The following is a 26,625-nucleotide window of genomic DNA, read 5'->3' on the forward strand; positions in this document are numbered from 1 at the left end:
GCTAGCTCTGTCTCGATCCGCTATTCGACGCCGCGCCGACTGGCAGTGATTGCGCCGTGCGGCCTGTAGCCGCTCCCGGTCCGGGTATGGGTCTCGATCACGTCGAAACCCGCTGTGACCAGCATCTGGGCCAGTTCCGTCACCGGCCATCGATAGCCAGTCGTCGCGGCGTGATCAAAAGGCTCTACCGTTGCGCCTTCGAAGAAGCCAACTAACAATCCACCGCCTGGGCGGATCACGCGCGCGAATTCAGCGAGCGGTGCCTCGATATCTTGTGGGTGGTGGTGAATGAGCGAGTACCAGGACAGCACGCCGCCCAGTGAATTTGCTTCCGCGTCCAGTGCCTCGAAGCCCCCGACCTCGAAGGAAAGATCTGGGTATTGGTTGCGGGCTCGCTCGACGAACTCGGGCACGAGATCGATCCCGCTCACAGCCAGCCCGCTCTGGGCCAGGAAGTCTGTCCACTGCCCCGGCCCGCACCCGGCATCGAGCACGGGGCCGGCCAGCGTAGTGGCCCAGCTCGTCACCAGGGCTCGATCGGATGGGTGCGTCGAGTCCATCGAGCCGAAGAGATCCGTGTAGTCCTGGGATTTTGCCGAATACGAATTTCGGACAGTGTCGCGTCGGCTGGCTCTCGAGTTCTCCATGCCTTCAATGATCGTCGATCTGCATCGCGCCTCAGCAGTTGCCTGCGTTGCCCCCGAAGATTCCTCGGGCTCGGGGGATCGACCTCGTAAAATTCACTCTATTGCAACCGTGAAAAAGAGCCTCACCAACTACGAATCTGGAAATTGTCACCAGGCGCGGTGAATACGAGTTCATTGTTCCGATTGCGAATATGAATCACCGGATATGCAACCTCAAGACAGGGTGAAGCGGAGGGTGATGCGGAGGGTGAAAAATTCAGGGCCTGAAACATGCATTTCTTTGCGAAAGGCCATGCAACGACATTGATTACCTGGTCACGCGTCTGCGAGCGAAGCTGGGTGACCTCGACTATGTGTGCAGGATTCCAGCCGTGCATTCTCGAGATTCAAAATTCATTGAAGAAACTGGCATTTGGTGCATATGCTCAAGCAAACGCCAGCCCGGCATATCCGGGTCTGCTCTCGGATTCATGACGACGAATGGACCCGAAACTGACTGGTTTACGGCGGCGAGGAATTGCCTATTCATAAAAGGACACCATCCATGCGTAGAGCTTCACTAGTCCTCGTTGCATGTGCCGCGCTACTTGCGGCCTGCTCGTCAGCTGCCGATTCCACCGAATCGTCGGCGACATCGACCGTTGACCCCCGAGGTGGCATCCCACCCGGCTACCCGCTTGATGCCGATGTGATGGCGCCACTTGTCATTACGGCACTAGGGCCGGATCCGATTCCGGTTACCGGTACAGACGGCAAAGTTCATGTGGCCTATGAAATTTCGGTACTCAACTTGTCGCCGCGGCCCGCGACCATCACTGAGATCGAAACACTGGCCGGTGGACCGGACGGCGAGGTAGTAGCGAGCCTGACGAAAGACGAGGTGCTGGCCCGTACCTTCCCGTTGGCAAATTTCGAAGCGGCGCCGGTTACCGACATCCCCGTCGGGCGCACTGTTGTGTTGGTACTCGATGGGGTCTACGACACTCGCGCGGACGTACCGGCTGAGGTGACCCATCGGCTGGTCACCTCGTATGGCCCCTTCATCACACAGGATTCCGGCCTCAATGCGAGATATCCGGACACCGTGACTCAGATCGGTGGAGCGGTCAAGACAAGTGCACGTTCGCCAGTGACCATCGGGCCACCCCTCGCAGGTGACGGTTGGGTGGCGGCCAACGGCTGTTGCGTGATCACATCGCACCGTGGAGCGATGATGGCTGTGGGCGGACGGATCAACGGGACCGAACGTTATGCCGTCGACTGGATGCGTATCGATATGAACAACCCGGTTCTCAGTTCCAGCAATGGTGACGGCTCGAAGAACGAAGACTACTTCGCTTACGACGCATCGCTGTTGGCGGTGGCCGACGGCACCGTTGTGTCAGTTGTGTCTGACAAGAAGGACGAGCCGCCGCATCAAGTCAACCAAAGTCTGACGTTCGATCAACTCGGTGGCAACTACGTGATCATCGACATTGGCGGCGGCAATTACGCCTTCTATGCGCACATGATCCCTGGATCGGTGTCGGTGAAGGTCGGAGACAAGGTTTCCCGCGGCCAGGTAATCGGAGACTTGGGCAACTCGGGCAACACCACGGAGGTTCACTTGCACTTCCATGTCTCTCGGGCTCCGGCGCCTTTGTCCAGCGACAACGTGCCCTACGAGATCGACCGCTTCACATTCGTGGGCTCGACGGCCACAGATTCCCTCGTGAAGGGACCGGATGCGGGAGAGCGAACCGATCAGCTCCCGCTCAATTCGGACGTCATCAACTTCCCCAAGTAAGGACACGGACAATGCGAAGGGCCCCAATAGTTCTCGTTGCATGTGCAGCCCTGCTGGCGGCATGTTCATCAATCGATTCCACCGACTCGACGACAGCTTCGACATCGACCGTCGATCCTCGCGGCGGGGTTCCGCCCGGGTCTCCCCTCGACAAAGATGTGGCGACGCCGTTGGTGATCAACACTCTCGGACCGGATCCGATTCCGGTCACCGGCACCGACGGGAAAGCTCATGTGGCCTACGAGATCCAGCTGCTCAACGTCACACCTCGCCCGGTGACGATCACGCAGGTCGAGACCCTCGCCGACGGGCCTGACGGCAAGGTCGTCACCACCGCAGGACAAGCAGAGGTGGCAGCACGGACTCTCCAGTTTCCGCCGGCGTCCGGCGACATAGCCGCGGGTCGCACGGTGGTGCTCCTTCTCGATGACGTCTACGACAGCCGCGACGATGTTCCGACCGAAGTGACACACCGCATCAGCGCCACGCTCGGCGCGGCGACGCCTGGATCGGAAGCACACGGCGCGTTGTACCCGGACAGCACTACCCAGATCGGCGGGACGGTTCGTACAAGTGGGGCCTCGCCCGTCGTCATCGGGCCGCCGGTTGCCGGTGATGGTTGGATTGCCGACAACAGCTGTTGCGTAATGAATGCGCACCGAGGTGTAGTGATGGCGTTGGGCGGCAGGATGAACGGCGCCGAGCGCTATGCCATCGACTGGATGCAAACCAATCAGGCCAACGCAGTCGCCGTCGGCGACGGAACCCGCAATGAGGACTACTCCGGATACGGCGCCGAACTGTTGGCCGTGGCCGACGGCAAGGTCGTGACCGTGGTGTCAGACATGCCGGATGTTCCGCCCAAGATCCTTCCGGAGGGCGTGGCCGTTGATCAGTTGGCCGGAAACTACGTCATTATCGACATCGGTGACGGGAACTTCGCCTTCTACGCGCACATGATCCCGGGTAGCGCGTCGGTAAAGGTCGGTGACACGGTCACCAGAGGGCAGGTAATCGGCAAACTCGGCAACTCAGGGAACACGACTGCGCCGCACCTCCACTTTCACGTGTCCCGAGCGCCGCTACCGCTGTCGGGTGACAACGTCCCATACGAGATCGACCGGTTCACGTTTGTCGGAGCCGTAGGCGTGGAGGCTTCTTCTACCGGCGAAGGCATTTTCGTCAATGTCTCGGAGGGTCCCGATGCCGGAGAGCGCGAGAATCAGCTCCCTCTGTATTCCACCATCGTCGACTTTCCGCCCGCTGCCTGATGCTCCGAGTATGCACTGCAACAGACGCTTTCGTGACGGGGCCGAATGCCGGTGAACGAACAACCAACTTCCGCTCAACGACGACGTCGTCAACTTCAGGGAGATGCCATGAAACTCACAGCCACGACACTCGTGATTGTGATGGTGACGCTGACAGCCTGCGCGAGCGGAGAAGCCAGCCAAACCAATTCGACATCAACGGAATCCGATTCTGCACAAACCTCGCTCGAGTCCGCGGTGCTACCCGTCATCAACGAGCAGATGGAGGAAATGGGGATACCTGGATTGGTTGCCATTGTCGCCAGTCCCGATCGAGGCACCTACAAGGCTGCGGCAGGCGTTGCAAATATCGACACGAACGAACCTATGAAGGTGGAGAACCACTTTCGGATCGGGAGTATCAGTAAGACACTGACCGCGACGGTGGTCCTACAGCTCGCCGAAGAGGGCAAGCTCGGACTCGATGATGCACTGGCACCCTACTTTCCGACGCTTGATACCAACGGTGCCACCATCAGGCAAGCACTCAACATGACGTCGGGCATCCCCACCTATACACCCGACCAATTCTTGAATGATCTTGCGAACAATCCTGCACGAGTGTGGAGTCCGGAGGAACTCCTCGCTACCACGGTCGGTCAACCGGCCGAGTTTGCGCCAGGGGCGGGCTGGGATTATTCGAACACCAACTACGTGATGCTCGCCCTTATCGCCGAACAGCACGGCCGTGCCTCACTTGGCGCCCTCGTGCAGGATCGCATCTTCAGCCCTTTGCAGATGACCGGCTGTTCGATGCCGGCGCAGGAAGATTCGACGCTTTCCGTCCCGTACAGCCGCGGCTATCAGTACGGCGCTGAGTGGGACAACCCGAGCCCGCCGGCACCGAAACCGGATTTGATCGATGTGACGAACTCCAATCCCTCCTGGGGATTCGGTGCGGGCGAAGCCATTTGCACTGCCGACGATATGGCGATCTGGGGCCGCGCCCTCGTTGCCGGGGATCTCTTGGATCCCGAAATGCAAGAAGAACGACTCGACTTCGTCACCGGCGGAGCGATGCCCTACGGAATGGGCATCGCGAAGCTCAACGGACTCACCGGACACCAGGGCCATATCAGCGGCTACCAAACCCAAACGACGCGTCGAGAATCAGACGGCACGATCATCGTTGTCCTGACAAACATCACGCAGGCACCGGACGGGGAGTTGCCGGCGACAAAGATCTCGGAGCTGATCTCGCGGGCGATTCCGGTGCAGGACAAGTAGTTCCCAGACACCAACAGCTGCCGTCCAGAACGACACAAGGCTGTCCTGGGACCCGTTATCCACGCGCTTGAAAGCCTTGTCGATCGGATTCGCGTAGTACCCCGAAGGCAGTTTCACGACTGGCCAGCCACCCAGTTTGAAAATCAACTCCGCCAGCTCGTCGCTGCCCTCAACTTCGATGGCGATCTCGCCGAGAAAGACGTCGACGTCAGCCACCGAATCCGGTGCGAAGCTCAACGGTCTACCCGTGTTCGTCTGCACGGAGAACGAAGCCGCGTCAGCCAGATTGCTCATATGCTCGACGACCGGGAGAAAGGGCAGCGCCAGCGGTCTCCCATATACGGCCCACTCATGGCACAAGGCTACTGGGGCAATTATGTCGCCAGTCATTACGCGCCGATTGACGCTGGGTACTGTCGACGCTATGACTTCACCGAAAGGCGCATGAGCCGCCACCGCACGCTCGCCGTGCAGATCGAAGGACTCGCCATCGAAGATGGGGAGATACCGCCACCGAAGATCGGCATGGTGCTCGACTTCCCACTTCACTTCACGGAACTCCCGGCCGAGAACATCGACGCCGTAACGATTCGTGCGGTCCTCATAGCCGATGGGCATCCCCCGATCTTCCAGTACACGGAGGAGGATTCACCGCGCCGCTGGGAATGGAGCGGGGTGCTACGCGGTGACGGGTGGGAGGCGTCGTGGCGAGGATTTCACCCGCGCTCCGGCCACGTAGAGCTGACCGGCCGCTTCTACGGAACGCTGAGTCACCAGATCACTTCACGAGTGCGTGGCCGTGTGGCGCGGGTCCAGTTGCTCAGCTTGCGATACCGGCGAGAACCCGACAGTCACAGGTGGGCGATCGTGCCAGGACACCGCTCACTGCGCGACGTCACTGAATCGCCCCGGTTCTTCGACAGAGAGGAGTCGATGCGTGACGACGTATACGAGGTGGATCGCGAAAGCGGGGCATGGATCGAACTCGACCTCGACGACGTCCCACCCCACAATGTTCGGCCGCGTTTCGTTCCGGGTGATGTGAGTGCGGCGGGAGATGTGCTGTGGACGGTCGACAGTGGACTCCCAATCGTGGCCAGTATCGACTCCGAACATGTTGCCACCGAACATGTCCTACCCGGGCCCATCGGAGTCTCACGGCACGTGTGGGCCACCCCGGGCGGATGCTGGGTGGCCGGTACAGACGGAACCTATCAATGCACAACAGGATTCGAACCTTGCCGCGTCAGCGACGTCCCGGTACACGCCGGTGCTGTCGTCGGGGAAATCTTGCTGGCCTGCTCACCGGGCGGACGGTGGTGGTTGCACACACCGGGGGCGGATCCGATTGCAGTGAAGGCTCCGGACGAGTACGTCAACAGTATTGCTGTAGAGGGTGATTCGTTTCTCGTACTACTCGAGGCGAGAGTATCCGATCGAGAATCGAGCAGACGGCTGATGCGGGTTACCACTGCTGGTGACGTCACCACAGGGCCCGTCCTGTCATCGGTTCCAGGCCCGCGTCGGCAGCGTCTCTTCCTCGCTGGATCCCCGCTGCGGCTGTTCAATCACGGTACGGCGTCGACGATCCTTCCCGACCTGTCACTGGGCGACGAGTACGATCTCGGTTGGGAACCGTTCCACGTCAAGCAGGTTGGCACCTATGTCTGTACGGTGGCTCATCCATCGAGCGACGCCTCTCCGATCGGACAGCGGCCGGGTGACTGTGATCCGACACGACGGTATCGACTGCTCACGCTCCTGGATGCCGCCACCCTCGAACCGGTGAAAAGCGCACCGATCTTCGCAATCCGACCGGCAATCACGGTCGACGCAACGGGCACAGTGTGGATCATCGCCGACGGCTTGCAGTCCCTTCCTGAGCAATCCATGCAGTGGCCGAATCCGCTGGATGTCGCGGCGCTACTCGACCACCCGTAGCGGCAATATTTCCACATCGGTGAAGGTGTCCGATCCGGACCCTAGCCGGCGTGTGTGGGTAATTCTGCACACAAGTCGTTCCCGGATGGCGGGGTGCGCCTCCCTGAGAGTGCTTGGGTGCATTCCGGCGCACTGATCTAGCGGACGTTGATCGGATCACGGCTCGCGAAGCCTGGCTGGGCAAGTCTCCACCAGAAGCCATCCGCCCTGCGACAATGACAACCTCACCACGAGCCGAGGAGATTTCCACCGATGACCGCCCGCACCTACACCTCACATGTCATCGTCCGGTGGTCCGACATGGACATCTTCAAACACGTCAACCACGCCCGCATGGTGACGCTCCTCGAGGAAGCCCGCATCGACTCTCTGCTCTCCGCCGGCCCCGAGATCGCGCACCTTTTCGAGACGTCCGTCGTCGCCGGGATCGAGGTCCGGTACCGCACCCCTCTCAAGCACTCCGACAGCCCACTCGCGGTCACCATGTGGATCGAGAAGCTCCGCGCCGTCGATGTCACCCTCCGCTACGAGGTTCGTTCCGCACACGCCGCGCCGGACTCGAAGCCCGCGGTCACCGCCACAACCCAACTCGCGTTCGCCGACCCTGACGCCGGTACGCTGCGTCGCCTGTCCGCGGACGAGCGGGCCGCGCTCTCGGCGTGGACCACCGAAGACTGACCCACGCATCATCGTTGAGCCCGGTTGCGAATCGCACGAGGCACGCCCAGACAATGACTTTCAGCGACATCTACGACACCACCGCATCGTCGCCGCTCAGGTGATCTCAACAACTTGACGGTGCCGCGTCGATACTTCCGGGCTGACGTAGCGTCTTCGCCCAGAAGTACGGCGGCGCGAGAACTCACTCTAGTAAGTGCTGACGTTCTCGAAGTAGCGGCGGGGAACTTCGAACAACATCGCCGTGATCTGCTCCTCGGTGACGCCTTGCTCACGCACGTACGGGAGGACCTCCTTTTCGATATGCAGGTAGTCGAACCCCGGCATCATGTCCTTGAGCGCAGGGTCCATCCAGTCGAAGAAGCAGTTCGCGTCGTGCGAGAGCACCATCTGCTCGGCGTACCCCCGTCGACACATCTCGACCAGCGTGTCCGCCCGCTCTTCGAAAGAGACATTGACGTTGAGACCGAATCGATCCATTCCTAGTATGAATCCGCTCTCCGCCAGTTCAGTCAAATGATCTAGATCCGTGCTATCGCCACTGTGGCCCAACACAATCCGCTCGGGCTTGACGCCTTCCTCGTCACACATCACTCGCTTGACGTCGAGGGCCGTCTTACTCTCCGGATGAGTGTGCACCGTAATCGGGGCGCCGGTCAGGTGGTGCGCCTTCGCCACTGCGCGCATTACCCGTTCCACACCCGGCCTGAGCCCTTCAGCATCGATCGCACACTTGAGCAATGCGGCACGGACTCCGGTGTCGGCAATGCCCACGGTGATGTCCTTGACGAAAAGATCGACCATCGGGTCAGGAACCTCCGCGCCCATCACTGCATTGAGTGCCGGCCCCCGATGTTGGAAGTAGAACGGGACGTCGGTGAAGGTGTAGCAGCCAGTGGCTACCACAATGTTCAACTCGGGTACCTGTTCGGCGATACGCTGGACCCGCGGTATGTAACGGCCCAGTCCCACCACTGTTGGATCTACAATTGTCTGCACACCTTGCGCCGCCAGGGCCCGCAACTTCGCGACCGCGTCCGCGACGCGATCGTCTTCGTCTCCCCATTCCTCTGGAAAGTTCTGTTGCATCTCTGTATTGAGAATGAAGATGTGCTCGTGCATATAGGTTCGTCCGAGCGCGGACGTATCAATCGAACCTCGAACGGTCTCAACCTGTGCCATTTCTGACTCCTCATCGGGGAATTACGCCGCACCTATTCATTTCAAGTGCAGGATTGAATACTTGTGCATGTGTTTGTTTCACCGGAGACAAGGCGAAGGAACGCAAACTTCGTCCAGACCTGGGAGCAAAATGCGGGTTCCGCTGTGCCGGAGCGGTTTTCACATTTTTGTGCTATCGAGACGGCGGATCCAACAGGAAGGGCCTGGCAGCAGCGAGTCGGCCACATCCGATCCGTAACTACAACCACCGCGCACACATGGACAGCAGCATCAGTCTCCATGAACTAGTACATAACGAGCCGAAACACCGCCATTCGCACAGACACTGGCGATCCGTCTGCGTCATGATTACGATCCAACGCATACCAGGGTGTCCCAGGTCTCACTCAGTGAGAACATGCCGCTAGGCCGGCCGGTCCGAGCATCAACCAACTGCCTTGAACGCTTTTGCCGGGGGCGCGCCCGAACGCCACCGTCGAGGTTGGTGACCACCAGGTCGCACGACGCCTCAGCTGGCACCCCGCGACGACGGCCGGTCTCAGCACGGCCATCGCACACACTTAGGCAGTCACTGGATTCGGTTCGGTCTTTCGCCTCGTTCAGGGACAGCTGTCCTGTCGAAAGTCGCTGCGCCCCGCACGGAATGGGAAACAACCCGCAGGCGATCGGGTCGTGCATGGGCAATTGCGTAGTTGAAGATTCGCCCTGACACGTCTCGGATGGTTTGTTCCAACAACAGCAAGGGCGCCCCCTCGGTGGTTCTCAATACCGACGCCAGAGTTTCATCTGAGAGCACCGCACTGACCGTGAAATCGGACCCGCCGATTTTCACTCCGGCACTCGAGAGGTAGGCATACCAGTCGACTACGAAGGGAGTGTCGATCAATCGCTGCGCTTCCGGGAACAAAACGTAGTTGGTGGCCGCAGCGTCTACGTCTCCACTGATCGTGCCCGCCGCGTAGTCCACGCGCAAACACGGTGTGCCGGTTTCCACCTCGAGCGCCCTCGATGCAGCAGCGGGCGCTGAGATCACTGTGCTCTCGAAGGATGTCAGAAGCAACCTCCCATTGAAGTGATTGCCGCTCTTCAATTCTGCGATGCCTTGAATGTCTTCGAGTCGCCTGTGAGCGGTAGGGGCGACGACGTGTGTCCCCACGCCCTGAGTCCGTGCGATCAACCCTTCGTCCCGAAGGAGCGTCAGAACTTCGCGGACGATCCCCCGGCTCACCGAATAGGAACCTACGAGTTCGCGCTCGCCCGGAAGGATGCCGTCGACGAAATCTCCACGCAGCACCGCTGCCCGGAGAAGATCCCTTGTTCGTCGAACCGAATCAGGTCTTGCCTTCATCCAACCTACCTCGCGCTCCAACTCTGACGAGTCTCGACGAAGTGTAGTACAGATTTTCAATTATATTGTTGCCCAGCATATTACGCCGTTGATGTATTTTTCATAACGCTGCGAGCTGGTGTTTTGATTCTCAGTTTCGCCGATACGCCGAAACTGTTCGGCGCAGCGCACTGAGCATTCCCATGCCGCTTCGGAGTTCGCTTGTCGCAATAGGTGTGATCACCTATTGTCGGCGTGAGGCGCTGCAGGAAGTGAACCCATCTGCCGAGAAATTTGACTGCGACACAACGATTTCCGAGAGATATTCTCTATAGAGTTTTGGCGGGGTTGCCATGGCATGCAATTCATCTTCTTGTATGAACTCTTCTGCGACGGTTTCCCAACCGATGCGCTGAGACGCTCCTCGCCTGTCGACACAACACCCGGGGCGTTGGCCCTCTTCCATCAAAATCAGTATCAATCGAAAGGACAGTGACGATGGTCAACTGGAACGAAGAATGCGACGTGTTGATAGCGGGTTCGGGTGGCGGCGGCCTCACCGGCGCATATACCGCGGCGAGAGAAGGACTCGAGGTGTTCTTGGTCGAGGCCACCGACAAGTTCGGGGGCACCACCGCCTACTCCGGCGGGGGCGGTGTGTGGTTCCCATGCAACCCGTCCTGCAGCGTGCCGGCACTGACGACACGATCGAAGACGCGCTCGAGTACTACCACGCGGTAGTTGGCGACCGCACCCCGCGCGAATTGCAGGACACGTACGTCCGGGGTGGAGCACCGCTGATCGAATACCTCGAACAGGATGAGAACCTCGAGTTCGAAATGCGGCCGTGGCCTGATTATTTCGGTAAAGCGCCGAAGGCCCGACTCGACGGCCAGCGACACATCGTCCCGACGCCGATTCCGGCAGTAGAGGTGGCAGACCTCCGCGCGTCCATGCGAGGACCTCTCGACACGGAACGTCTCGGGGCTCCGCTACCCGACATGCTGGTCGGGGCCCAGTCGCTCATCGGTCGACTCCTCAAAGCAATTGCGAAGTATCCGAACGCCGACCTGCGTTTGAACACACCACTTGTCGAGCTCGTAGTCGAGGAGGGTGTTGTCGTCGGCGCAAATGTCGATCACCACGGCGAGCGCCGCGCCATCCGGGCCCGCAAAGGCGTGTTGCTCGCGGCCGGCGGCTTCGAGTGCAACGATGAGCTTCGCCTGAAATACGGTGTGCCCGGCACCGCCCGCGACACCGTGAGCCCCCGGGGCAACCTCGGCGCGGCGCACCAGGCTGGAATGGCAGTCGGTGCCGACATCGACCTGATGAGTGAAGCCTGGTGGGCTCCGGGGATGACTCATCCGGACGGCCGCTCGGTGTTTGCACTGTGGTTCACCGGCGGCATCTTTGTCAATCAGGACGGTGAGCGGTTCGTCAACGAGTCGTCGGCCTACGACCGCCTCGGCCGTGATGTCATCGACCAGATGGAGGATGGCTCGATCACCCTGCCGTACTGGATGATCTACGACAACAAGGAGGGCGAGCGTCCACCGGTTCGGGCAACCAACGTCTCCATGGTCGAGACCGAGAAGTACGAGGCGGCCGGCCTCTGGCACACAGCTGACACCCTCGAGGAACTGGCCGAAAAGATCGGTGTGCCAGCCGATCACCTGGTCACGACCGTTGCCCGGTTCAATGCAATGGTCGCCAAGGGTGTCGATGAAGACTTCGGCCGCGGCGACAAGGCCTACGACCGTGCGTTCACGAACGGTGAATCACCCTTGGTGGCAATTGACCTCGGCCCGTACCACGCAGCCACCTTCGGCATCTCCGACCTCGGCACGAAGGGAGGGCTACGGACCGACACCGCAGCGCGGGTACTCGACACCGGCGGCAATCCGATTAAGGGCCTCTACGCGGCAGGCAACACGATGGCCGCACCCAGCGGCACCGTCTATCCCGGCGGCGGAAACCCGATCGGAACCAGCATGCTCTTCAGTCACCTCGCCGCTCTCGACATGGTCGGCCGTCAAGCTTGAGAACGGATCCCTCCGCCAACTGAACCATTTCGAATGAGAACGCGCTGGGGCCGCAAACGTCGCGACCCCAGCAATCTGCGAACGAAACCTGCGCCACATGATCACAGGAGCGTCGATAGGACGGCCAGTACACAGGCGAGGCCGGCGAGCTCGTGGTGGGTGTTCACGCTGAAAGCATTGTCTCATAACACTGTTCGTCCTTCCTGGAATCGGTATCGCAACCGATATTCACCCAGAATAAACTAGAACATGTTACATTTCGAAATATTCGAGCAGACGAGATGAACTGAAAAGGAAGTCGGCAACGATGGTCAGTTTCTTCACCAAACGCGGGGAGCTACTCATAGCGGAGCAGTTGGCGGTCAGCGCCTGGGCACCGACCCAGGTCGGCGGTCATGCCGTATGTGGTTTACTCGCTCGCCAGCTCGAGACTCACTGTCCGACCGGCTTCGTTCCGGCCCGGCTGACAGTGGACTTGTTCAAGCCGGTCTCGACTGCCCCGATCGAGGTACGCAGCGAGGTTGTCCGCCAAGGCACACGAATCACCGCCGCGGATGCTTTCATCGTGCAGGACGAGCAAGTGCGGGCACGAGCCTCGGTGGTGTTCCTGACTACTGGATCGGAGCCGGCCGGTCGTGTCTGGAGTCCGGTACTGGACCTTCCGGTGCCTCCGGAAGGATGCGTTTCGCCGCTGGGGTCGCCGCCGCTGTTCAAGAGTAGCGACCGTGAGTGGACACACGATTTTGCGACGAATCAGAATGGCGACCGCAAAAATGCGTGGCACAGCCTGCCTGCGCTCGTGGACGGGGAACCGATCTCGCCGTTCCAACGCGCCGCGGTGCTCGGTGACACCGCAAACCTCATATGCCATTGGGGATCCGAGGGTGCCGGGTACATCAATGCGGACATGACCCTCACGTTGTCGCGACTGCCTCTCGGTTACGAACTGGGTATTCGCGCAGACAATACTGTTGCCTCCGAAGAAATTTCGATCGGTACTGCGACCCTCTACGACAGGACCGGCCCGCTCGGCACCTGCGTGGTCACTGCGCTGTCCAACGCTCGCCGGCAGATCGACTTCGCTGCTTTTTCTCCACTTTAAGAGGTCATCGTCCACCAACGTGGTGGAGGTCCGACGCACTCGGCAGCAACGCACACCGGAAATTTTCCAGCGGCGGCAAGGCAGTTGTAAGTTCCGGGTCTGCTAGTCCGATCGACCCGCGACTTTCGAGAAATTCCGCGACAGTTGTCGGCGAAATTCCGGGCAAAGATGGCCTTGTCCATAGCTGAGAACAATCCCAGCAGCAGGCGGTCAACGCTGACCACTCTCCCTGGACCCGACGTGATGAATCCGTTAGGACGGAGCAATCAATGAGGCACGGAGTGTCAGGATTAACCAGTGGTCGATCCACCCGGGAGTGACTGCCGATAAAAACCGCTAAGCAAAACAATCAGATAACATCCAACGACGAAAACGAAACTACTGCAACAATATTCAAGTTAACCCAAATCGGGACTCACACCGCTCCGCCGGGCGCGCACGACTCCCCCACACTGCCAAGCCGGAGCCTCCGCGGCCCCAACCGTCGGCCCCTCAATTCGCCGGCGCCCCAAACCCCTACAACCACCCAGGGAATTGTCATCACCACAGTTCAAACCCTAAAACAGCCACCCAGAACCCACCCCTTCACATAAGGTTTCTAGGTGTCCACCAAGAACACGAACGAACCGCAACAGGTCGAACTCATCGGTTTCACCGCCGGGATGATGACGTACTCGATCGCCGGTGGCCTCATCCTGGCCGGGCCGATCGCCGGGTTGATCGACGGTTCACTCGCGACCGGCCTGTGGTGGGGAGTCTTCACCTTCCCGATCGGAATCGGGCTTGCAGTCAGTACCTACGGGTGGCGCTGGGATGAAAAGCGATTCCAGGCAGCCGGGATCGCAGCGACCGCAGAAATCCTCGCCGTCAACCGCATCCGAGACAGCGATGAGGGCCAAGACACCGCCGAACTGACCGTCCGTATCAGCGGCCCGGGTTTCGACACGTTCGACGCTGACTGCGAGGTGCCCACAGGTAGCGTGCGACCCCAGGTCGGTGACCGGCGCACGGTGATGGTGAATCCATCCGACCTCACCTTCGCCATCGGCTATGACCACCTATTCCAACAGGACTAGCACCGATCGTCCGTGCTCGATGATCCGTGGTGCTCCACTAAGCTCTCCTCCAGAAACGAGAAGTCCTGCTTCACTTTCCAGGCAGGTCAGTTCAAACTCGAAACACTTTGCAATAAAACGAGAAAGTGAGCGACGGACAGTACGCCACAGCCGCGCACGCCGGCAGGCTCTCGTGAATCGGGTACGGCTGTGGCACAACTGTATTCACAGCAGAAGAGTGACAGTCGCCGACAGGGATTTTTCCAGTCGGTGGTTCAGAGTTTTTCAGCGAGAACGTCGAGATGGCTGATTTCGGGCGGCGCAGCAAAGAGTTCGTCGGCGCGTTCGCCGAGGGCCTTGCCGACCGGACCATTGAGATGTGTCTCGCGGGCGGCCTGGTCGGGGAATGCGTCGATGATGCCGAATGACGAGGGCCCGAACCGCACCGCGAACCAGGGTTTCGTGCCTGGCTCCTGTTCGACGAGCGGCAGTGCCGATCGGAGGAATTCCTCGACCGCTTCTTCCTTGCCGGGCTTGGCTTCAAGTCGGACCAGCAGCGCCTTGGTGGCCATGTCGAGTCTCCTCTTCGAGGTGGTGAACACTGTCAAGCATCACACCATCCATGGGCTAATGGAAGGAACCCGAGCCCACCGATCGAGGAAAACCGATCCCGCCCCCTAGCGATCGTGGAGCCGAAAGAGGAGACTCCATGGTGAGGGAATGCGACGCCTGGAATACAGCCTCAGCTGCGGGCCGCGGCGGGAAAAATGTTGGTGCGCCGATATTTTGGCACGGTCTTGAGTTCCGTGCGCCGTGGGCCTACCCCGAACAGCACGATTCATTCGGTCGGTCGCTCACGCGTAATCACCTGTGACCGGACGACATCAACCGGAAATGCCGCAGCTAAGGGAGTGTCGCCATGAAAGCGCTTGTGTACGACGGGCCTCGTGAGGTTCGTGTGAAGGATGTGCCCGACGCGAGGATCGAGGCACCGACAGATGTGCTGGTGAAGATCACGAGCACCAATATATGTGGGTCGGATCTACACATGTACGAGGGCCGCACCGATCTGGAGCCGGGAATGGTCCTCGGTCACGAAAACTTGGGCATTGTCGCCGAAGTGGGCAATGCGGTGGTCAAAGTATCGCCCGGGGATCGAGTGTGTCTGCCGTTCAACATCGGCTGTGGTTTCTGCCGAAACTGCGAGGAAGGGTTGACCGCGTTCTGTCTGACGGTGCACCCCGATCCGAAGATGGCCGGTGCCGCATTCGGTTTCGCGGGGATGGGTCCGTTCTGGGGTGGACAGGCGGAATATCTGCGGGTGCCGTTCGGCGACTTCAACTGTCTGCGACTGCCCGAGGATGCCCAAGACAAGGAAACCGATTACGTGATGCTGTCGGACATCTTCCCGACCGGATGGCATTGCACCCGCCTGGCCGACATGCAACCCGGCGATTCGATGGTGGTCTACGGCGCTGGCCCAGTCGGTTTGATGGCCGCGTATTCGGCGATGATCCAGGGAGCGAGCAAGGTGATGATCGTCGACCGTCACCCCGACCGGCTGCGCCTGGCCGAAGAGATCGGCGTCGTACCCATCGACGACTCGAAGGGCGACCCCGTCGAGCAGGTCCTCGAGCAGACCAACGGTCACGGCGCCGACAAGGGGTGCGAGTGTGTCGGGTATCAGGCACACGACCCGCAAGGTCACGAGGACGCCGCTATGACGATGAACCGGCTCGTGGATTCGGTGCGCTTCACCGGCCACATCGGGGTGGTCGGCATCTTCCTGCCCCAGGACCAGAACGGCCCCGACGAACTCGAGCGCAACGGCAAGATCGCCTTCGACATGGGCAAATTCTGGTTCAAGGGCCAGAAGATCGGCACCGGACAAGCGAACGTCAAACACTACAACCGGCAGTTGCGCGACCTCATCCACGAAGACCGGGCAAAGCCCTCCTGGATCGTCTCTCACGAGCTCCCGCTGACCGAGGCCGAGTCCGGCTACCAGCACTTCGACGCCCGCGACGACGGTTGGACCAAAGTCATCCTGCATCCCTGAGGCGGCTCCGGACCGAGACAAACACAACCACGGCCAGACCTGGCACACCTGCGCCACGACGGGGGAGAGAGCAAACCGACCCTCGACCGAGTTCCTGCCAAACGATGTCGCACAGGAACAGACGAGATCCCACGTAAGTCCCGATCATGCGCGGTGATCGAAACTTGTTGAATTGCAAGCGTTCCCGATCATGTGGCCTGCTGATCAGTCCCAGAACTGGATGTTGATCTGTGCAGCACGCGAGCTGTCGCCCCCACTCGTAACCAGCTGGAACCGTCGAGATGTAGGTCATTGCCTCTCTACCACAACGAAATTCGACAGAGCCACAATGAATCTCGTCCAGGTTCAACGAAGCTACTGCCCACTGGCTGCGAAGATCTTTCACAAAGGGAGTTCTACTTGTGGATGCGCCGCGGTAGTGTGGACGTACCGCAGTAGCGGCCGACATTCGAGTTTTCGTGTAGCGGCCGATACTCGGAGTTTCGTGCGATGGCCGCCTCGATCGGGTTCCGGCGGGCATCTTCGACCAAGGGCAGGTGTGGTCGCCACTGCCCTGTTGCACCCCACCTATCAGGCGAATGTTGTTGGCGCCCTTTAGATGGACGAAAAGACTCATCATGGCTGGGCCGTTCGTGAGCTCAACCGGTTGACCGGCGGTCGGCCCTGTCGGTACGCACAGGCCCGGCGAACCCCACAACATCAACGCTGAGGGGCGTGATGTCAAAGCTCAGAATCCCCGCTGCGGCTGCTCTTGGGCCTCACGCCCGTCGTCCATGAATTGGCGTCGGGTGCCGTTGTCGGCGACCTGCTCGGCCCGCTCCTGCATGGGATGCAGGAGCAGGCAGCGTGATTCACCTCAATCCAGTCCTCAATCCAGTCTGCAATCCAGTCCTCAATCCAGTCATTGAAACCAGGTCACCACGAAGTCCTTGCCGACATCGAGGTCGCGGGCGGAACCGTGCACTTGCTCACCGGCCAGGCGATCGAAAGGAATGAGTCATGACAACTGCTGTAGGCATCGACTTGGGCACAACCAACTCGGTCATCGCAAGCTGGCAAGGCGGCGAGCCGGTGGTGATCTCCAATGTAGAGGGAGCACGGACGACGCCTTCGGTGGTGGCGTTCACCGAGAACGGTGAGCGTCTGGTGGGCCAGCTTGCCCGACGGCAGGCGATCTTGAATCCGAAGGGCACGATCTACTCGGCGAAACGCTTCATCGGACGTCACTACGACGAGATCTCCGAGGAGGCCAAAGCGGTCAGCTTCGACGTCGTACCGGGTGACAACGGTGAGGCCCGATTTGACGTGCGCGGCAAGAAATACGCACCAGAGGAGATCAGCGCTCTCGTGCTGCGCAAGCTCGTCGACGACGCGAGCAAGTTCCTCGGTGAGAAGGTGAAGGAAGCGGTCATCACCGTTCCTGCTTACTTCAACGACGCGCAACGAAACGCCACCAAGGACGCCGGCCGTATCGCGGGCCTCGAGGTTTTGCGGATTATCAACGAACCGACCGCTGCGGCACTCGCGTACGGCATGGACAAACAGACCCACGAAACCGTATTGGTCTTCGACCTCGGCGGCGGAACCTTCGATGTGAGCCTGCTAGACGTCGGCGAGGGGGTAGTCGAGGTTCGTTCCACGGCCGGCGACTCCCACTTGGGCGGCGACGACTTCGACCGACGCATAGTGGACTACCTTGCCGACGAATTCCAGAGCACGGAGAACATCGATCTGCGTAAGGATGCACAGGCGTTGCAGCGACTGTTCGAAGCCGCGGAGAAAGCCAAGGTCGAGTTGTCCTCAGTGACCCAGGCCCAGGTCAACCTGCCCTTCGTCACCGCCGACGCGAATGGTCCCAAGCATCTCACCACTACGATCATGCGATCGAAGTTCGATGATTTGACTGCGGATCTGGTGGAACGCTGCCTCGGCCCGGTGAAGCAGGCGATGAGTGATGCCAAGGTCGCCGCCAACGACATCGACGAAGTGATCCTGGTCGGCGGTTCGACACGTATTCCGGCTGTTCAGGCACTGGTTCGCCGGCTGACCGGCGGTAAGGACCCCCATATGGGCGTCAACCCGGACGAGGTCGTTGCACTCGGCGCCGCAGTCCAGGCGGGCGTGCTCAAGGGCGAGGTTTCCGATGTGTTGTTACTCGATGTCACCCCACTGTCCCTCGGCGTCGAGACGCAGGGCGGGGTGATGACCAAGATCATCGAGCGCAACACGACGATCCCGGCCCGGCGCAGCGAAGTGTTCTCCACGGCGGAAGACAATCAGTCCGCCGTGGACGTCGTGGTGCTGCAAGGCGAACGCGAACGTGCCGCCGACAACCGGGTGCTGGGTCGGTTCCGGCTGGAAGACATCCGCCCCGCGCCACGTGGCGAGGCCCAGGTGGAAGTTATTTTCGATATCGACGCCAACGGCATCCTGAACGTCACCGCTCGAGACAAGGACACCGGCAAGGAACAGAGCATCACGATCAGTGAACAGGGCAACCTGGATCAGGGTGAGGTCGAGCGCATGTTGGCGGAGGCCGAACGGAACCGGGGTGAGGACGAGGCGCTGCGCAAGGCGGTCGACGCGCGCAACGGGCTCGATTCGGTTGCGTATCAAGTGGAGCGGCGACTCGCCGAACTCGGTGACAGTGCCCCGCCGCATGAGAAGGCGCGGGCCGAGATGCTGATTGCCGACGCCCGAAAGGCCGTGCAGGACGGCGCTTCACCCGCGGAGGTTCAGCCACTCACCTCGGAGCTGCAACAGCTGCTCTACGGACTTGTGCCGGACCAGTCGGACGACGGCCAAGCAGGCGGCGCTGATGCTGCGTCGTCGGATGACGGCGACGTGATCGACGCCGAATTCGATCGAAGCTGAGGCGCACGATGGAAATGTCTGCAGATCATTCGACGACTGAGCCGACTACCAACAGCGCCGACACGGATCAGAGCAAGACCGCGTCCGATCGCGCCGAGACGGCAGACGAGCTGTCCCAACTCGAGGACCGTTGGCGCAGGGCCCTCGCAGATCTGGACAACCTGCGCAAGCGATACGCCAAAGATCTGGACCGTGAACGCGCCGCGGAAGTAGCGAAGGTTTCGGCGGCGTGGCTGCCGATACTGGACAACTTGGAGCTTGCGCTTGCACACGCAGGCAGCGATCCGCAGGCCGTCGTCGAAGGTGTGAAGGCGATCCGGGACCAGGCGGTACAGGTGCTCTCACGACTCGGCTTCGAGCGCCACGACGAGGTCGGTGTGCCGTTCTCCCCGGAACTCCACGAAGTGGTCAGTGTGGTAACCCAACCCGACCTTCCGTCCGGGACCGTGGTCGAGGTCTTGCGCCCGGGTTATGGAGAGGACGGGCGACAGTTGCGGCCCGCCGCGGTGGTCGTCAGCCGCCCAGAGGGGTGAGCACCGATGGCCCGTGACTACTACGAAGTACTCGGCGTACCGAAGGGCGCCGGCACCGACGAAATTCAGCAGGCGTACCGCAAGCTTGCCCGCAAGTACCACCCCGATGTGAACAAGGATCCCACTGCGGAGGACAGGTTCAAGGAGGTCAACGAGGCCTATCAGGTGTTGTCCGACCCGGACACCCGGAAACGCTATGACCGATTCGGTGACGACTTCCGGCATGTACCCGAGGACTACGACGAACGGGTGCGGGCAAACGCCGCCGGGTACGGCGGTGGCGGGAGAAGGGTGCACTTCGGCCACGGTGTCGGTGGTGAGGGTGCCGTCGACTTCGAAGACCTCTTCGGGCAGATGTTCGGCGGAGGCGGTGGGTTCGGACCGATTCCCGGCGCCGATCAGGAAGCCGAACTGGAACTGGCTCTGGAAGAGGCCTATCAGGGCGGAAAACGCACTCTCAGACTGGACGGACGGCAGTATGACGTCGACATTCCAGCCGGCGTCCTGGACGGCCAGCGAATCCGGTTGGCCGGGCAAGGAGGCCGAGGCAACGGTGACGCGCCGCCTGGGGATCTGTACCTCGTGGTGCGGATCAAACCGCATTCACGGTTCCGCGTGCAGGGTCGGGACATCTACGTCGATCTGCCCGTATCGCCATGGGAGGCGGTTCTCGGGTCGACAGTCGTCGTTCCCACACCGGGTGGAGAGGCGAAAGTCAAAGTGGTGCCTGGCTCTTCGACTGGTAGGAAGCTGCGCCTGCGCGGAGAGGGAATGCCCAATCCGCGCGGTGCCAACGGCAACCTCTACGCCGAAATCAAGGTGATGGTTCCGTCGAAACCGACAGCACGCGAACGTGAACTGTTCGAGCAGTTGGGCGCCGAATCGAACTTCAATCCGAGGAAAGAGACATGAGCACCTCAACGCCGATCACTCAGTACGTATTGGTTCGCCGTACCGGATTGTCGCCAGACGCCTTCGCCGAACGTACTGGGCTGCACCCGGATCTGGCACGAAAACTCGTGGCTCTCGGACTGCTCGACGCCCACCGCTACGCCGGCGGTGAGATGTCGTTCGACCCATCCGAAGTAACCCACGCCGCACGCATCCAACGGCTGCGGACGGGTCTGGGCCTTAACTACTCGGCAATCGGGCTCGTGCTCGATCTGCTGGATCGAATCGAAAGACTCGAAGCAGCGGCCCGCAGAAGGAGGACGTCCTCATGGACACCGGCAGCTTGACTGAAAAGTCACGAGAAGCCTTGCAGGAAGCCCAGAATGTTGCAACCAGAATGGGCCACACCGAGGTCGACGGAGAGCACCTGCTTCTCGCATTGGTCGATCAGCAGGATGGGTTGGTGCCCCGACTGCTCGAACAGGCCGGCGCGAACGTCGACGCACTGCGATCCGATCTGGATCGTGAACTGTCGCGTAGGCCGAAGGTCAGCGGCCCCGGCGCAACTCCCGGTCAGGTGATGATCACCCAGCGTCTGGCCAAGCTGCTCGATGCCGCAGAGCGGGAGGCGAAGAGACTCAAGGATTCCTACGTGTCGGTGGAGCATCTTGTGATGGCCCTCTCCGAGGAAGGGTCGGCAAGTGCGGCCGGGCGGGTCCTCGCCAGTCATGGGGTCACACGAGACGCCTTCCTCACAGCGCTGACGAAAGTGCGCGGCAATCAGCGTGTCACGTCGGCGACCCCGGAGGGGGCGTACGAGGCATTGGAGAAGTACGGGCGCGACCTCGTCTCCGAGGGGCGGGCAGGCAAACTCGATCCGGTCATCGGCCGGGATGCCGAGATACGCAGGGTAACTCAGATCTTGAGCCGGAAAACGAAGAACAACCCGGTGCTGATCGGCGACCCCGGTGTAGGTAAGACTGCGATTGTCGAGGGTCTCGCCCAACGGATCGTCCGCGGCGACGTGCCCGAGGGCCTGCGCGACAAAACGATCTTCTCGCTCGACATGGGTTCACTGGTGGCCGGTGCGAAGTACCGCGGCGAGTTCGAGGAGCGGCTGCAGGCCGTGCTGTCCGAGGTGAAGGCGGCCGAGGGGCGCATCCTGTTGTTCGTCGACGAGTTGCATACCGTGGTCGGCGCAGGATCAGTAGGCGGCGAGGGGTCTCTCGACGCCGGCAACATGCTCAAACCGATGCTCGCCCGCGGCGAACTGCACATGATCGGTGCCACCACTCTTGACGAGTATCGCAAGCACATCGAATCCGATGCGGCACTGGAGCGTCGATTCCAGACCGTTCTCGTCGACGAGCCCAGCGCCGAGGATGCGATCTCGATTCTGCGCGGACTTCGCGAACGCCTCGAGGTGTTCCACGGCGTGAAGATTCAGGACGGTGCATTGGTGGCCGCCGTGACCCTCTCGCACCGATACATCACCGACCGATTCCTTCCGGACAAGGCGATCGATCTCGTCGATGAGGCGTGCGCTCGGCTCCGTACCGAAATCGATTCGATGCCCGCCGAACTCGACGAGCTCACCCGGAAGGTGACCCGTCTGGAGATCGAAGAGGCCGCACTGTCCAAGGAAACGGACGCGGCTAGCAAGGCGCGCCTCGAAGAATTGCGCAAGGAGCTGGCCGACCTGCGGGCCGAGGCAGACGCCCGGCACGCTCAATGGGAGGCGGAACGGCAGGCAATCCGGCGGGTGCAGGAGCTGCGAGGAGATCTGGAACGGTTGCGCCTCGCAGCCGAGGAAGCCGAACGCAACTACGACCTCAATCGGGCAGCCGAGTTGCGATACGGCGAGATTACCGAGCTGGAACGCCGGCTAGAGGCGGCGGAGGAGCAACTGACCACCAGACAGGGCCAAAATCCGTTGCTACGTGAAGTGGTCACCGAAGACGAGATCGCCGAGATCGTGGCCGCATGGACGGGCATCCCGGTCGCCCGGCTGCAGGAAGGCGAACGGGAGAAGTTGTTGAAGCTCGACGAGATCCTCCACGAGAGGGTCGTCGGTCAGGACGAGGCGGTGCAACTGGTCGCGGACGCGGTGATCCGGGCAAGGTCCGGTATCCGTGATCCGCGTCGGCCGATCGGTTCGTTCATCTTCCTGGGCCCGACGGGCGTCGGAAAGACCGAGCTCGCAAAGACGTTGGCCAGCGCCCTATTCGACAGCGAAGACAACATGGTGCGCCTCGATATGAGCGAGTACCAGGAGCGGCACACGGTGAGTCGGCTCATCGGTGCACCTCCCGGGTACGTCGGGTACGACGAAGGTGGCCAGCTCACCGAGGCGGTGCGGCGCAAGCCGTACTCCGTGGTGCTCTTCGACGAGATCGAGAAGGCCCACGCCGACGTCTTCAATACCCTGCTGCAGGTGCTCGATGACGGCCGGATCACCGATTCTCAAGGGAGGCAAGTCGATTTCCGGAACACGGTGATCATCATGACCTCCAACATCGGATCCCAACATCTCCTCGAGGGGGTCACAGTCGACGGCGAAATCAAGCCGGATGCCAGGGAACGGGTGATGGCAGAACTGCGCGGGCACTTCCGCCCCGAATTCCTCAACCGGGTCGACGACATCGTGCTGTTCTCCCCACTCACCCTGCCCCAGATCGAGCACATAGTGGAACTGCAACTCACCGACCTGCGAAACAGGCTGTCGGAGAGGCAGATACACCTGGAAATCACGCCGGAGGCGCGCCGACTGATCGCCGAACACGGGTTCGACCCTGTCTACGGTGCTCGGCCGCTGCGCCGATACATCGCACACGAGGTTGAAACCAAGATCGGCCGTGCACTGTTGCGCGGCGAGATCAAACCGGACGGCACCATCAGCGTCACGGTGGACGGCGGCGAGCTTGCCGTCGCGTATGCCGAACCCGCCTTCGCGGCGGCCTGAGAAGAGGTAACTGGTCATGGGATCCGAAAAGGTGAAGTGCCCGAACTGCGGCAAGACCAACAACATCCCGGCAGCAGGGGAAGGAAGACCTCGCTGTGGGAACTGCCACGAGCCGCTGCCCTGGATCGCCGCAGCGGGAGACGGCGACTTCGCGGAGATCGTCGAAAAATCCTCGGTGCCTGTGCTCGTGGATCTGTGGGCGACGTGGTGCGGCCCGTGCCGCATGGTCAGCCCCGCGCTCGAGCAGCTCGCCAGAGAACACGCCGGCCAGATCAAGCTGGTCAAGGTCGACGTGGATGCCGCACCCCGGACGGCCGAACGATTCACCGTCCGCGCCGTGCCGACTCTGCTGGTGATGGACCGGGGTGAGGTTCTCGCTCGTCAGTCGGGCGCGGCTCCCGTGCCCCAGTTGCGCACGTGGCTCGATCAGGCGCTCTCGGAAAATGCCGGCGAGGAGGCGAAGTCATGAGTCCTGTCCACGCGGACCCACATGTAACCGCGATCCGGGCCGTGGTGCCCCGTACCCCGCAGGGTTGCGAGGAATGTCTTCGCCTCGGCACCCCGTGGGTGCATCTGAGGCTGTGTCTGACGTGCGGACACGTCGGTTGCTGCGATTCTTCGCCGGGCAGGCACGCGAGTGCTCACGCTCACGCCATCGGCCATCCGATCGTCCAGTCGATGGAGCCCGGTGAAGATTGGCGGTGGTGTTATGTCGACCAGAACTTCGTCTGAGCGCGCCTCACCCGTTGGGGACAGTCCGCCGGTCGACGACGAGACCGCGGACGAGGAGGGTGCTTTCCCGCGTCTGACGGACGACCAGGTCGCGACGCTCGAGCTCGGAGGCTCGCGTCGGTCGGTTCGCGCCGGCGAGGTGCTGATCCGAGAAGGCGTGCCCTGCAACGATTTCGTCGTGGTCCTTTCCGGCAAGGTCGCAGTCGTCGACGAGGGCGACGGGGACGGCGAGCGCCGGATACTGCGCGTCCACGGGCCCGGGCGCTTCCTGGGCGAACTCGGACTGTTGGAAGGCCAGGTGGCGTTCTTCACCGCCGAAGCGATCGAGGACGGCGAGATACTCGTCGTCCCGGCCGAGCAGGTGCGCGAGCTGATTACCCACGATCCCGTGCTCAGCGATCTGATCCTGCGCGCCTACCTGGTGCGTCGACACCTGCTGATCGGGCTCGGCTCGGGGTTCCGGATCATCGGCTCCTGTTTCTCCCCCGATACATTGCGGCTTCGCGAGTTTGCCATGCGAAATCGTTTGCCCCACAGGTGGTTCGACTTGGAGCAGGACGAACGGGCGGAGCAGCTGCTACGCAGCCTGAACGTCGCCCCCGAGGACACACCCGTCGTGATCTGGCACGGCGAGAAGGTGCTGCGCAATCCGACGAATGCGGAACTCGCACGCGTCGTCGGGCTTGCCGTCCCGGCATCCGTCGCGGACGCAGCCAAGGACGTATACAACCTCGTCGTCGTGGGTGCCGGACCGGCCGGTCTGGCCGCGTCGGTGTACGGCGCCTCGGACGGGTTGAACACGGTGACGTTGGAGCGGATCGCCGCGGGCGGCCAGGCCAGTACCTCCTCCCGGATCGAGAACTATCTGGGCTTCCCCGCCGGGGTCTCCGGCTCCGAATTGGCCGAGCGAGCCGTGCTTCAGGCCGGGAAGTTCGGCGCCCGCATCCTGGTGTCGGCAGAAGTGACCGGTTTGGGATCCGACGCCGGGAACCATGTGCTCCGACTGGCGGACGGCGGCACGGTTCACGCCCGGGCCGTTGTGCTCGCCGCCGGGGCGCGATACCGCAAGTTGGCCGTTCAGGGGATCGAGGCGCTGGAAGGAACGAGCGTGTACTACGCCGCAACCCACCAGGAAGCGCGGATATGCGGCACCGACCCGATAGCCATCGTCGGTGGCGGCAACTCCGCCGGCCAGGCTGCCGTCTTCCTCGCCGAGCATGTCTCACACGTGCACCTGCTCATCCGCGGCGATGACCTCGGAAAGAGCATGTCCCGTTACCTGGTCGACCAGATCGAACACCACCCGCGCGTAACCGTGCACCGGAACACCGAGATTCGTGCGGTCCACGGCGAGAAATACCTCGACGAAATTGCGGTCGAGGACAATCGCAGCGGCGAGCAGGACACGATCCGGGTGCGCGCCCTGTTCGTCTTCATCGGGGCAGTACCGCACACCGGGTGGCTGGCCGAAGCGATCGCACTCGACGACCACGGCTTCGTCCTCACCGGCATGGACGCGATCCACTCCCGAGCAGACGGCAACCTGCCGATCAGCGATGGCCTGTCCAGGACGCTCGAAACCAGCCTGCCCGGCCTGTTCGCGGCGGGCGACATCCGCCGAGGCTCGGTGAAACGAGTCGCATCCGCCGTCGGTGAAGGAGCGATGGCCGTACGCCAAATCCATGAATACTTCGAAAGGAGCTGACGACATGCCAGTAATGGGCACCGTGAAATTCCAGCGGTTCTTCAGGGCAGCAGCTGGACTGCAGGTCGACCGGAACGACCTCAAGCGCTATACCGATTTCATCGACGACAAGATCTACGACGTGCTCCTGATCGGCAAAGCCTCCGCAAAAGCAAACTTGCGCGACGTGATCGAACCGTGGGACCTGCCGATCACCAAGGGATTACAGGAGAGCATCCACCGGTTCGAAAAACTCGACGAGGAGATCGAACTTCAGCCGCTGCTCGATCAGCTCACGGCCCACCCACCCTTGGACGTGGCCCTCTCGGAAGAGACCGAGCAACGACTGCCGCTGATCGCAGGAGGCTTGAGCGTAGCGCTGGCGCATACCTTCGCCACGGTCGAACCGGACCGCAAGAACCCCGGCACAGCCCAATGGACCGTCGCCTTCGACATCTTCCACCTACTGCTGTGACTACCACCCGTCCCGGCGAACCAGTAGATCGCCGGGACACCACACCGTGGTCGGGAATCACGAACCACGGTTGTCGACACCACGCTTCCTGAAGCAGAGATGAAAATACGCAGTTCAG

The 26,625-nt window shown here is 61.4% G+C and carries 21 protein-coding genes and 1 pseudogene; 18 read left to right on the top strand and 4 right to left on the bottom strand.

The features are described from left to right. Positions 1-20: 20 nt before the first annotated feature. Positions 21-647, bottom strand: a complete 627-nt coding sequence (locus tag R4P64_RS02530; RefSeq protein ID WP_317819135.1) for a class I SAM-dependent methyltransferase — start codon at positions 645-647, stop codon at positions 21-23. Positions 648-1,191: 544 nt separating this feature from the next. Between R4P64_RS02530 and R4P64_RS02535 the strand changes: the two genes are divergently transcribed. From R4P64_RS02535 to R4P64_RS02555, 5 genes are all read left to right on the top strand, one after another. Beyond that, positions 1,192-2,433, top strand: coding sequence for a M23 family metallopeptidase (locus tag R4P64_RS02535; protein WP_317819137.1), 1,242 nt, complete (start codon positions 1,192-1,194; stop codon positions 2,431-2,433). An 11-nt stretch (positions 2,434-2,444) separates the two neighbouring features. Further along, positions 2,445-3,704, top strand: coding sequence for a M23 family metallopeptidase (locus R4P64_RS02540; RefSeq protein WP_317819138.1), 1,260 nt, complete (start codon positions 2,445-2,447; stop codon positions 3,702-3,704). 108 nt (positions 3,705-3,812) lie between these two features. Then, entirely contained in the window at positions 3,813-4,970 is a 1,158-nt protein-coding gene (locus R4P64_RS02545; protein WP_317819139.1) for a serine hydrolase domain-containing protein, read from the top strand. 444 nt (positions 4,971-5,414) lie between these two features. Next, positions 5,415-6,911, top strand: a complete 1,497-nt coding sequence (locus tag R4P64_RS02550; protein WP_317819140.1) for a DUF6578 domain-containing protein — start codon at positions 5,415-5,417, stop codon at positions 6,909-6,911. A 252-nt stretch (positions 6,912-7,163) separates the two neighbouring features. Next, a complete protein-coding gene (locus tag R4P64_RS02555; protein ID WP_033233801.1) occupies positions 7,164-7,589 on the top strand; it encodes an acyl-CoA thioesterase in 426 nt (141 codons plus the stop codon). A 189-nt stretch (positions 7,590-7,778) separates the two neighbouring features. Here the strand turns inward: R4P64_RS02555 and R4P64_RS02560 are convergent, their stop codons facing one another. Both R4P64_RS02560 and R4P64_RS02565 read right to left on the bottom strand, forming a co-directional pair. After that, positions 7,779-8,771 (bottom strand): phosphotriesterase, encoded by a 993-nt coding sequence (locus R4P64_RS02560; protein WP_233365518.1) that lies wholly within the window; start codon positions 8,769-8,771, stop codon positions 7,779-7,781. A gap of 568 nt (positions 8,772-9,339) precedes the next feature. After that, positions 9,340-10,119 (bottom strand): GntR family transcriptional regulator, encoded by a 780-nt coding sequence (locus R4P64_RS02565; protein ID WP_317819141.1) that lies wholly within the window; start codon positions 10,117-10,119, stop codon positions 9,340-9,342. Between the two features lie 477 nt (positions 10,120-10,596). On the opposite strand from R4P64_RS02565, the pseudogene R4P64_RS02570 reads away from it, so the two are divergent. From R4P64_RS02570 to R4P64_RS02580, 3 genes and pseudogenes are all read left to right on the top strand, one after another. Then, positions 10,597-12,140 (top strand): annotated as a pseudogene (locus R4P64_RS02570) (FAD-binding protein). Between the two features lie 307 nt (positions 12,141-12,447). Next, the gene (locus R4P64_RS02575) at positions 12,448-13,242 is read left to right on the top strand and encodes a thioesterase family protein (RefSeq protein WP_317819142.1); all 795 of its coding nucleotides are present in this window, start codon (positions 12,448-12,450) and stop codon (positions 13,240-13,242) included. Between the two features lie 602 nt (positions 13,243-13,844). Beyond that, on the top strand, positions 13,845-14,318 hold the full coding sequence (locus tag R4P64_RS02580; RefSeq protein ID WP_233365515.1) for a hypothetical protein: 474 nt from the start codon (positions 13,845-13,847) through the stop codon (positions 14,316-14,318). A gap of 254 nt (positions 14,319-14,572) precedes the next feature. Here the strand turns inward: R4P64_RS02580 and R4P64_RS02585 are convergent, their stop codons facing one another. Next, complete coding sequence (locus R4P64_RS02585) at positions 14,573-14,869, bottom strand: putative quinol monooxygenase (protein ID WP_045065850.1); 297 nt, start codon at positions 14,867-14,869, stop codon at positions 14,573-14,575. A 347-nt stretch (positions 14,870-15,216) separates the two neighbouring features. On the opposite strand from R4P64_RS02585, the gene R4P64_RS02590 reads away from it, so the two are divergent. The 10 genes from R4P64_RS02590 to R4P64_RS02635 all read left to right on the top strand — a co-directional run bounded on the left by R4P64_RS02590 (position 15,217) and on the right by R4P64_RS02635 (position 26,507). Then, entirely contained in the window at positions 15,217-16,356 is a 1,140-nt protein-coding gene (locus R4P64_RS02590; RefSeq protein ID WP_045065852.1) for a glutathione-independent formaldehyde dehydrogenase, read from the top strand. A 999-nt stretch (positions 16,357-17,355) separates the two neighbouring features. Further along, positions 17,356-19,230, top strand: coding sequence for a molecular chaperone DnaK (dnaK, locus tag R4P64_RS02595; protein WP_045065853.1), 1,875 nt, complete (start codon positions 17,356-17,358; stop codon positions 19,228-19,230). 8 nt (positions 19,231-19,238) lie between these two features. Next, on the top strand, positions 19,239-19,763 hold the full coding sequence (locus tag R4P64_RS02600) for a nucleotide exchange factor GrpE (RefSeq protein ID WP_045065856.1): 525 nt from the start codon (positions 19,239-19,241) through the stop codon (positions 19,761-19,763). A gap of 6 nt (positions 19,764-19,769) precedes the next feature. Next, on the top strand, positions 19,770-20,675 hold the full coding sequence (locus R4P64_RS02605; RefSeq protein WP_007735552.1) for a DnaJ C-terminal domain-containing protein: 906 nt from the start codon (positions 19,770-19,772) through the stop codon (positions 20,673-20,675). Further along, positions 20,672-21,001 (top strand): chaperone modulator CbpM, encoded by a 330-nt coding sequence (locus R4P64_RS02610; protein WP_045065861.1) that lies wholly within the window; start codon positions 20,672-20,674, stop codon positions 20,999-21,001. The genes R4P64_RS02605 and R4P64_RS02610 overlap by 4 nt, the downstream gene beginning before the upstream one ends. Next, positions 20,983-23,616, top strand: a complete 2,634-nt coding sequence (gene clpB, locus R4P64_RS02615) for an ATP-dependent chaperone ClpB (protein ID WP_045065864.1) — start codon at positions 20,983-20,985, stop codon at positions 23,614-23,616. Before R4P64_RS02610 ends, clpB begins: the two co-directional genes overlap by 19 nt. Positions 23,617-23,632: 16 nt before the next feature. Further along, the gene (gene trxA, locus R4P64_RS02620; RefSeq protein ID WP_045065867.1) at positions 23,633-24,085 is read left to right on the top strand and encodes a thioredoxin; all 453 of its coding nucleotides are present in this window, start codon (positions 23,633-23,635) and stop codon (positions 24,083-24,085) included. Continuing rightward, positions 24,082-24,348, top strand: coding sequence for a UBP-type zinc finger domain-containing protein (locus R4P64_RS02625; RefSeq protein ID WP_007735548.1), 267 nt, complete (start codon positions 24,082-24,084; stop codon positions 24,346-24,348). Before trxA ends, R4P64_RS02625 begins: the two co-directional genes overlap by 4 nt. Then, entirely contained in the window at positions 24,326-26,053 is a 1,728-nt protein-coding gene (locus R4P64_RS02630; RefSeq protein WP_045065869.1) for an FAD-dependent oxidoreductase, read from the top strand. Before R4P64_RS02625 ends, R4P64_RS02630 begins: the two co-directional genes overlap by 23 nt. Positions 26,054-26,066: 13 nt before the next feature. Further along, positions 26,067-26,507 (top strand): DUF1931 family protein, encoded by a 441-nt coding sequence (locus tag R4P64_RS02635; protein ID WP_172937240.1) that lies wholly within the window; start codon positions 26,067-26,069, stop codon positions 26,505-26,507. Positions 26,508-26,625 lie beyond the last annotated feature (118 nt).

The sequence above is a fragment of the Rhodococcus sp. IEGM 1366 genome, assembly GCF_033142425.1.
GTDB lineage: Bacteria > Actinomycetota > Actinomycetes > Mycobacteriales > Mycobacteriaceae > Rhodococcus_F > Rhodococcus_F globerula.

Bases quoted from the DNA above. Each gene is read 5' to 3' on its own strand.
- R4P64_RS02530 (WP_317819135.1), bottom strand. From the start codon at position 647: ATGGAGAACTCGAGAGCCAGCCGACGCGACACTGTCCGAAATTCGTAT.
- R4P64_RS02535 (WP_317819137.1), top strand. From the start codon at position 1,192: ATGCGTAGAGCTTCACTAGTCCTCGTTGCATGTGCCGCGCTACTTGCG.
- R4P64_RS02540 (WP_317819138.1), top strand. From the start codon at position 2,445: ATGCGAAGGGCCCCAATAGTTCTCGTTGCATGTGCAGCCCTGCTGGCG.
- R4P64_RS02545 (WP_317819139.1), top strand. From the start codon at position 3,813: ATGAAACTCACAGCCACGACACTCGTGATTGTGATGGTGACGCTGACA.
- R4P64_RS02550 (WP_317819140.1), top strand. From the start codon at position 5,415: ATGAGCCGCCACCGCACGCTCGCCGTGCAGATCGAAGGACTCGCCATC.
- R4P64_RS02555 (WP_033233801.1), top strand. From the start codon at position 7,164: ATGACCGCCCGCACCTACACCTCACATGTCATCGTCCGGTGGTCCGAC.
- R4P64_RS02560 (WP_233365518.1), bottom strand. From the start codon at position 8,771: ATGGCACAGGTTGAGACCGTTCGAGGTTCGATTGATACGTCCGCGCTC.
- R4P64_RS02565 (WP_317819141.1), bottom strand. From the start codon at position 10,119: ATGAAGGCAAGACCTGATTCGGTTCGACGAACAAGGGATCTTCTCCGG.
- R4P64_RS02575 (WP_317819142.1), top strand. From the start codon at position 12,448: ATGGTCAGTTTCTTCACCAAACGCGGGGAGCTACTCATAGCGGAGCAG.
- R4P64_RS02585 (WP_045065850.1), bottom strand. From the start codon at position 14,869: ATGGCCACCAAGGCGCTGCTGGTCCGACTTGAAGCCAAGCCCGGCAAG.
- R4P64_RS02590 (WP_045065852.1), top strand. From the start codon at position 15,217: ATGAAAGCGCTTGTGTACGACGGGCCTCGTGAGGTTCGTGTGAAGGAT.
- dnaK (WP_045065853.1), top strand. From the start codon at position 17,356: ATGACAACTGCTGTAGGCATCGACTTGGGCACAACCAACTCGGTCATC.
- R4P64_RS02600 (WP_045065856.1), top strand. From the start codon at position 19,239: ATGGAAATGTCTGCAGATCATTCGACGACTGAGCCGACTACCAACAGC.
- R4P64_RS02605 (WP_007735552.1), top strand. From the start codon at position 19,770: ATGGCCCGTGACTACTACGAAGTACTCGGCGTACCGAAGGGCGCCGGC.
- R4P64_RS02610 (WP_045065861.1), top strand. From the start codon at position 20,672: ATGAGCACCTCAACGCCGATCACTCAGTACGTATTGGTTCGCCGTACC.
- clpB (WP_045065864.1), top strand. From the start codon at position 20,983: ATGGACACCGGCAGCTTGACTGAAAAGTCACGAGAAGCCTTGCAGGAA.
- trxA (WP_045065867.1), top strand. From the start codon at position 23,633: ATGGGATCCGAAAAGGTGAAGTGCCCGAACTGCGGCAAGACCAACAAC.
- R4P64_RS02625 (WP_007735548.1), top strand. From the start codon at position 24,082: ATGAGTCCTGTCCACGCGGACCCACATGTAACCGCGATCCGGGCCGTG.
- R4P64_RS02630 (WP_045065869.1), top strand. From the start codon at position 24,326: ATGTCGACCAGAACTTCGTCTGAGCGCGCCTCACCCGTTGGGGACAGT.
- R4P64_RS02635 (WP_172937240.1), top strand. From the start codon at position 26,067: ATGGGCACCGTGAAATTCCAGCGGTTCTTCAGGGCAGCAGCTGGACTG.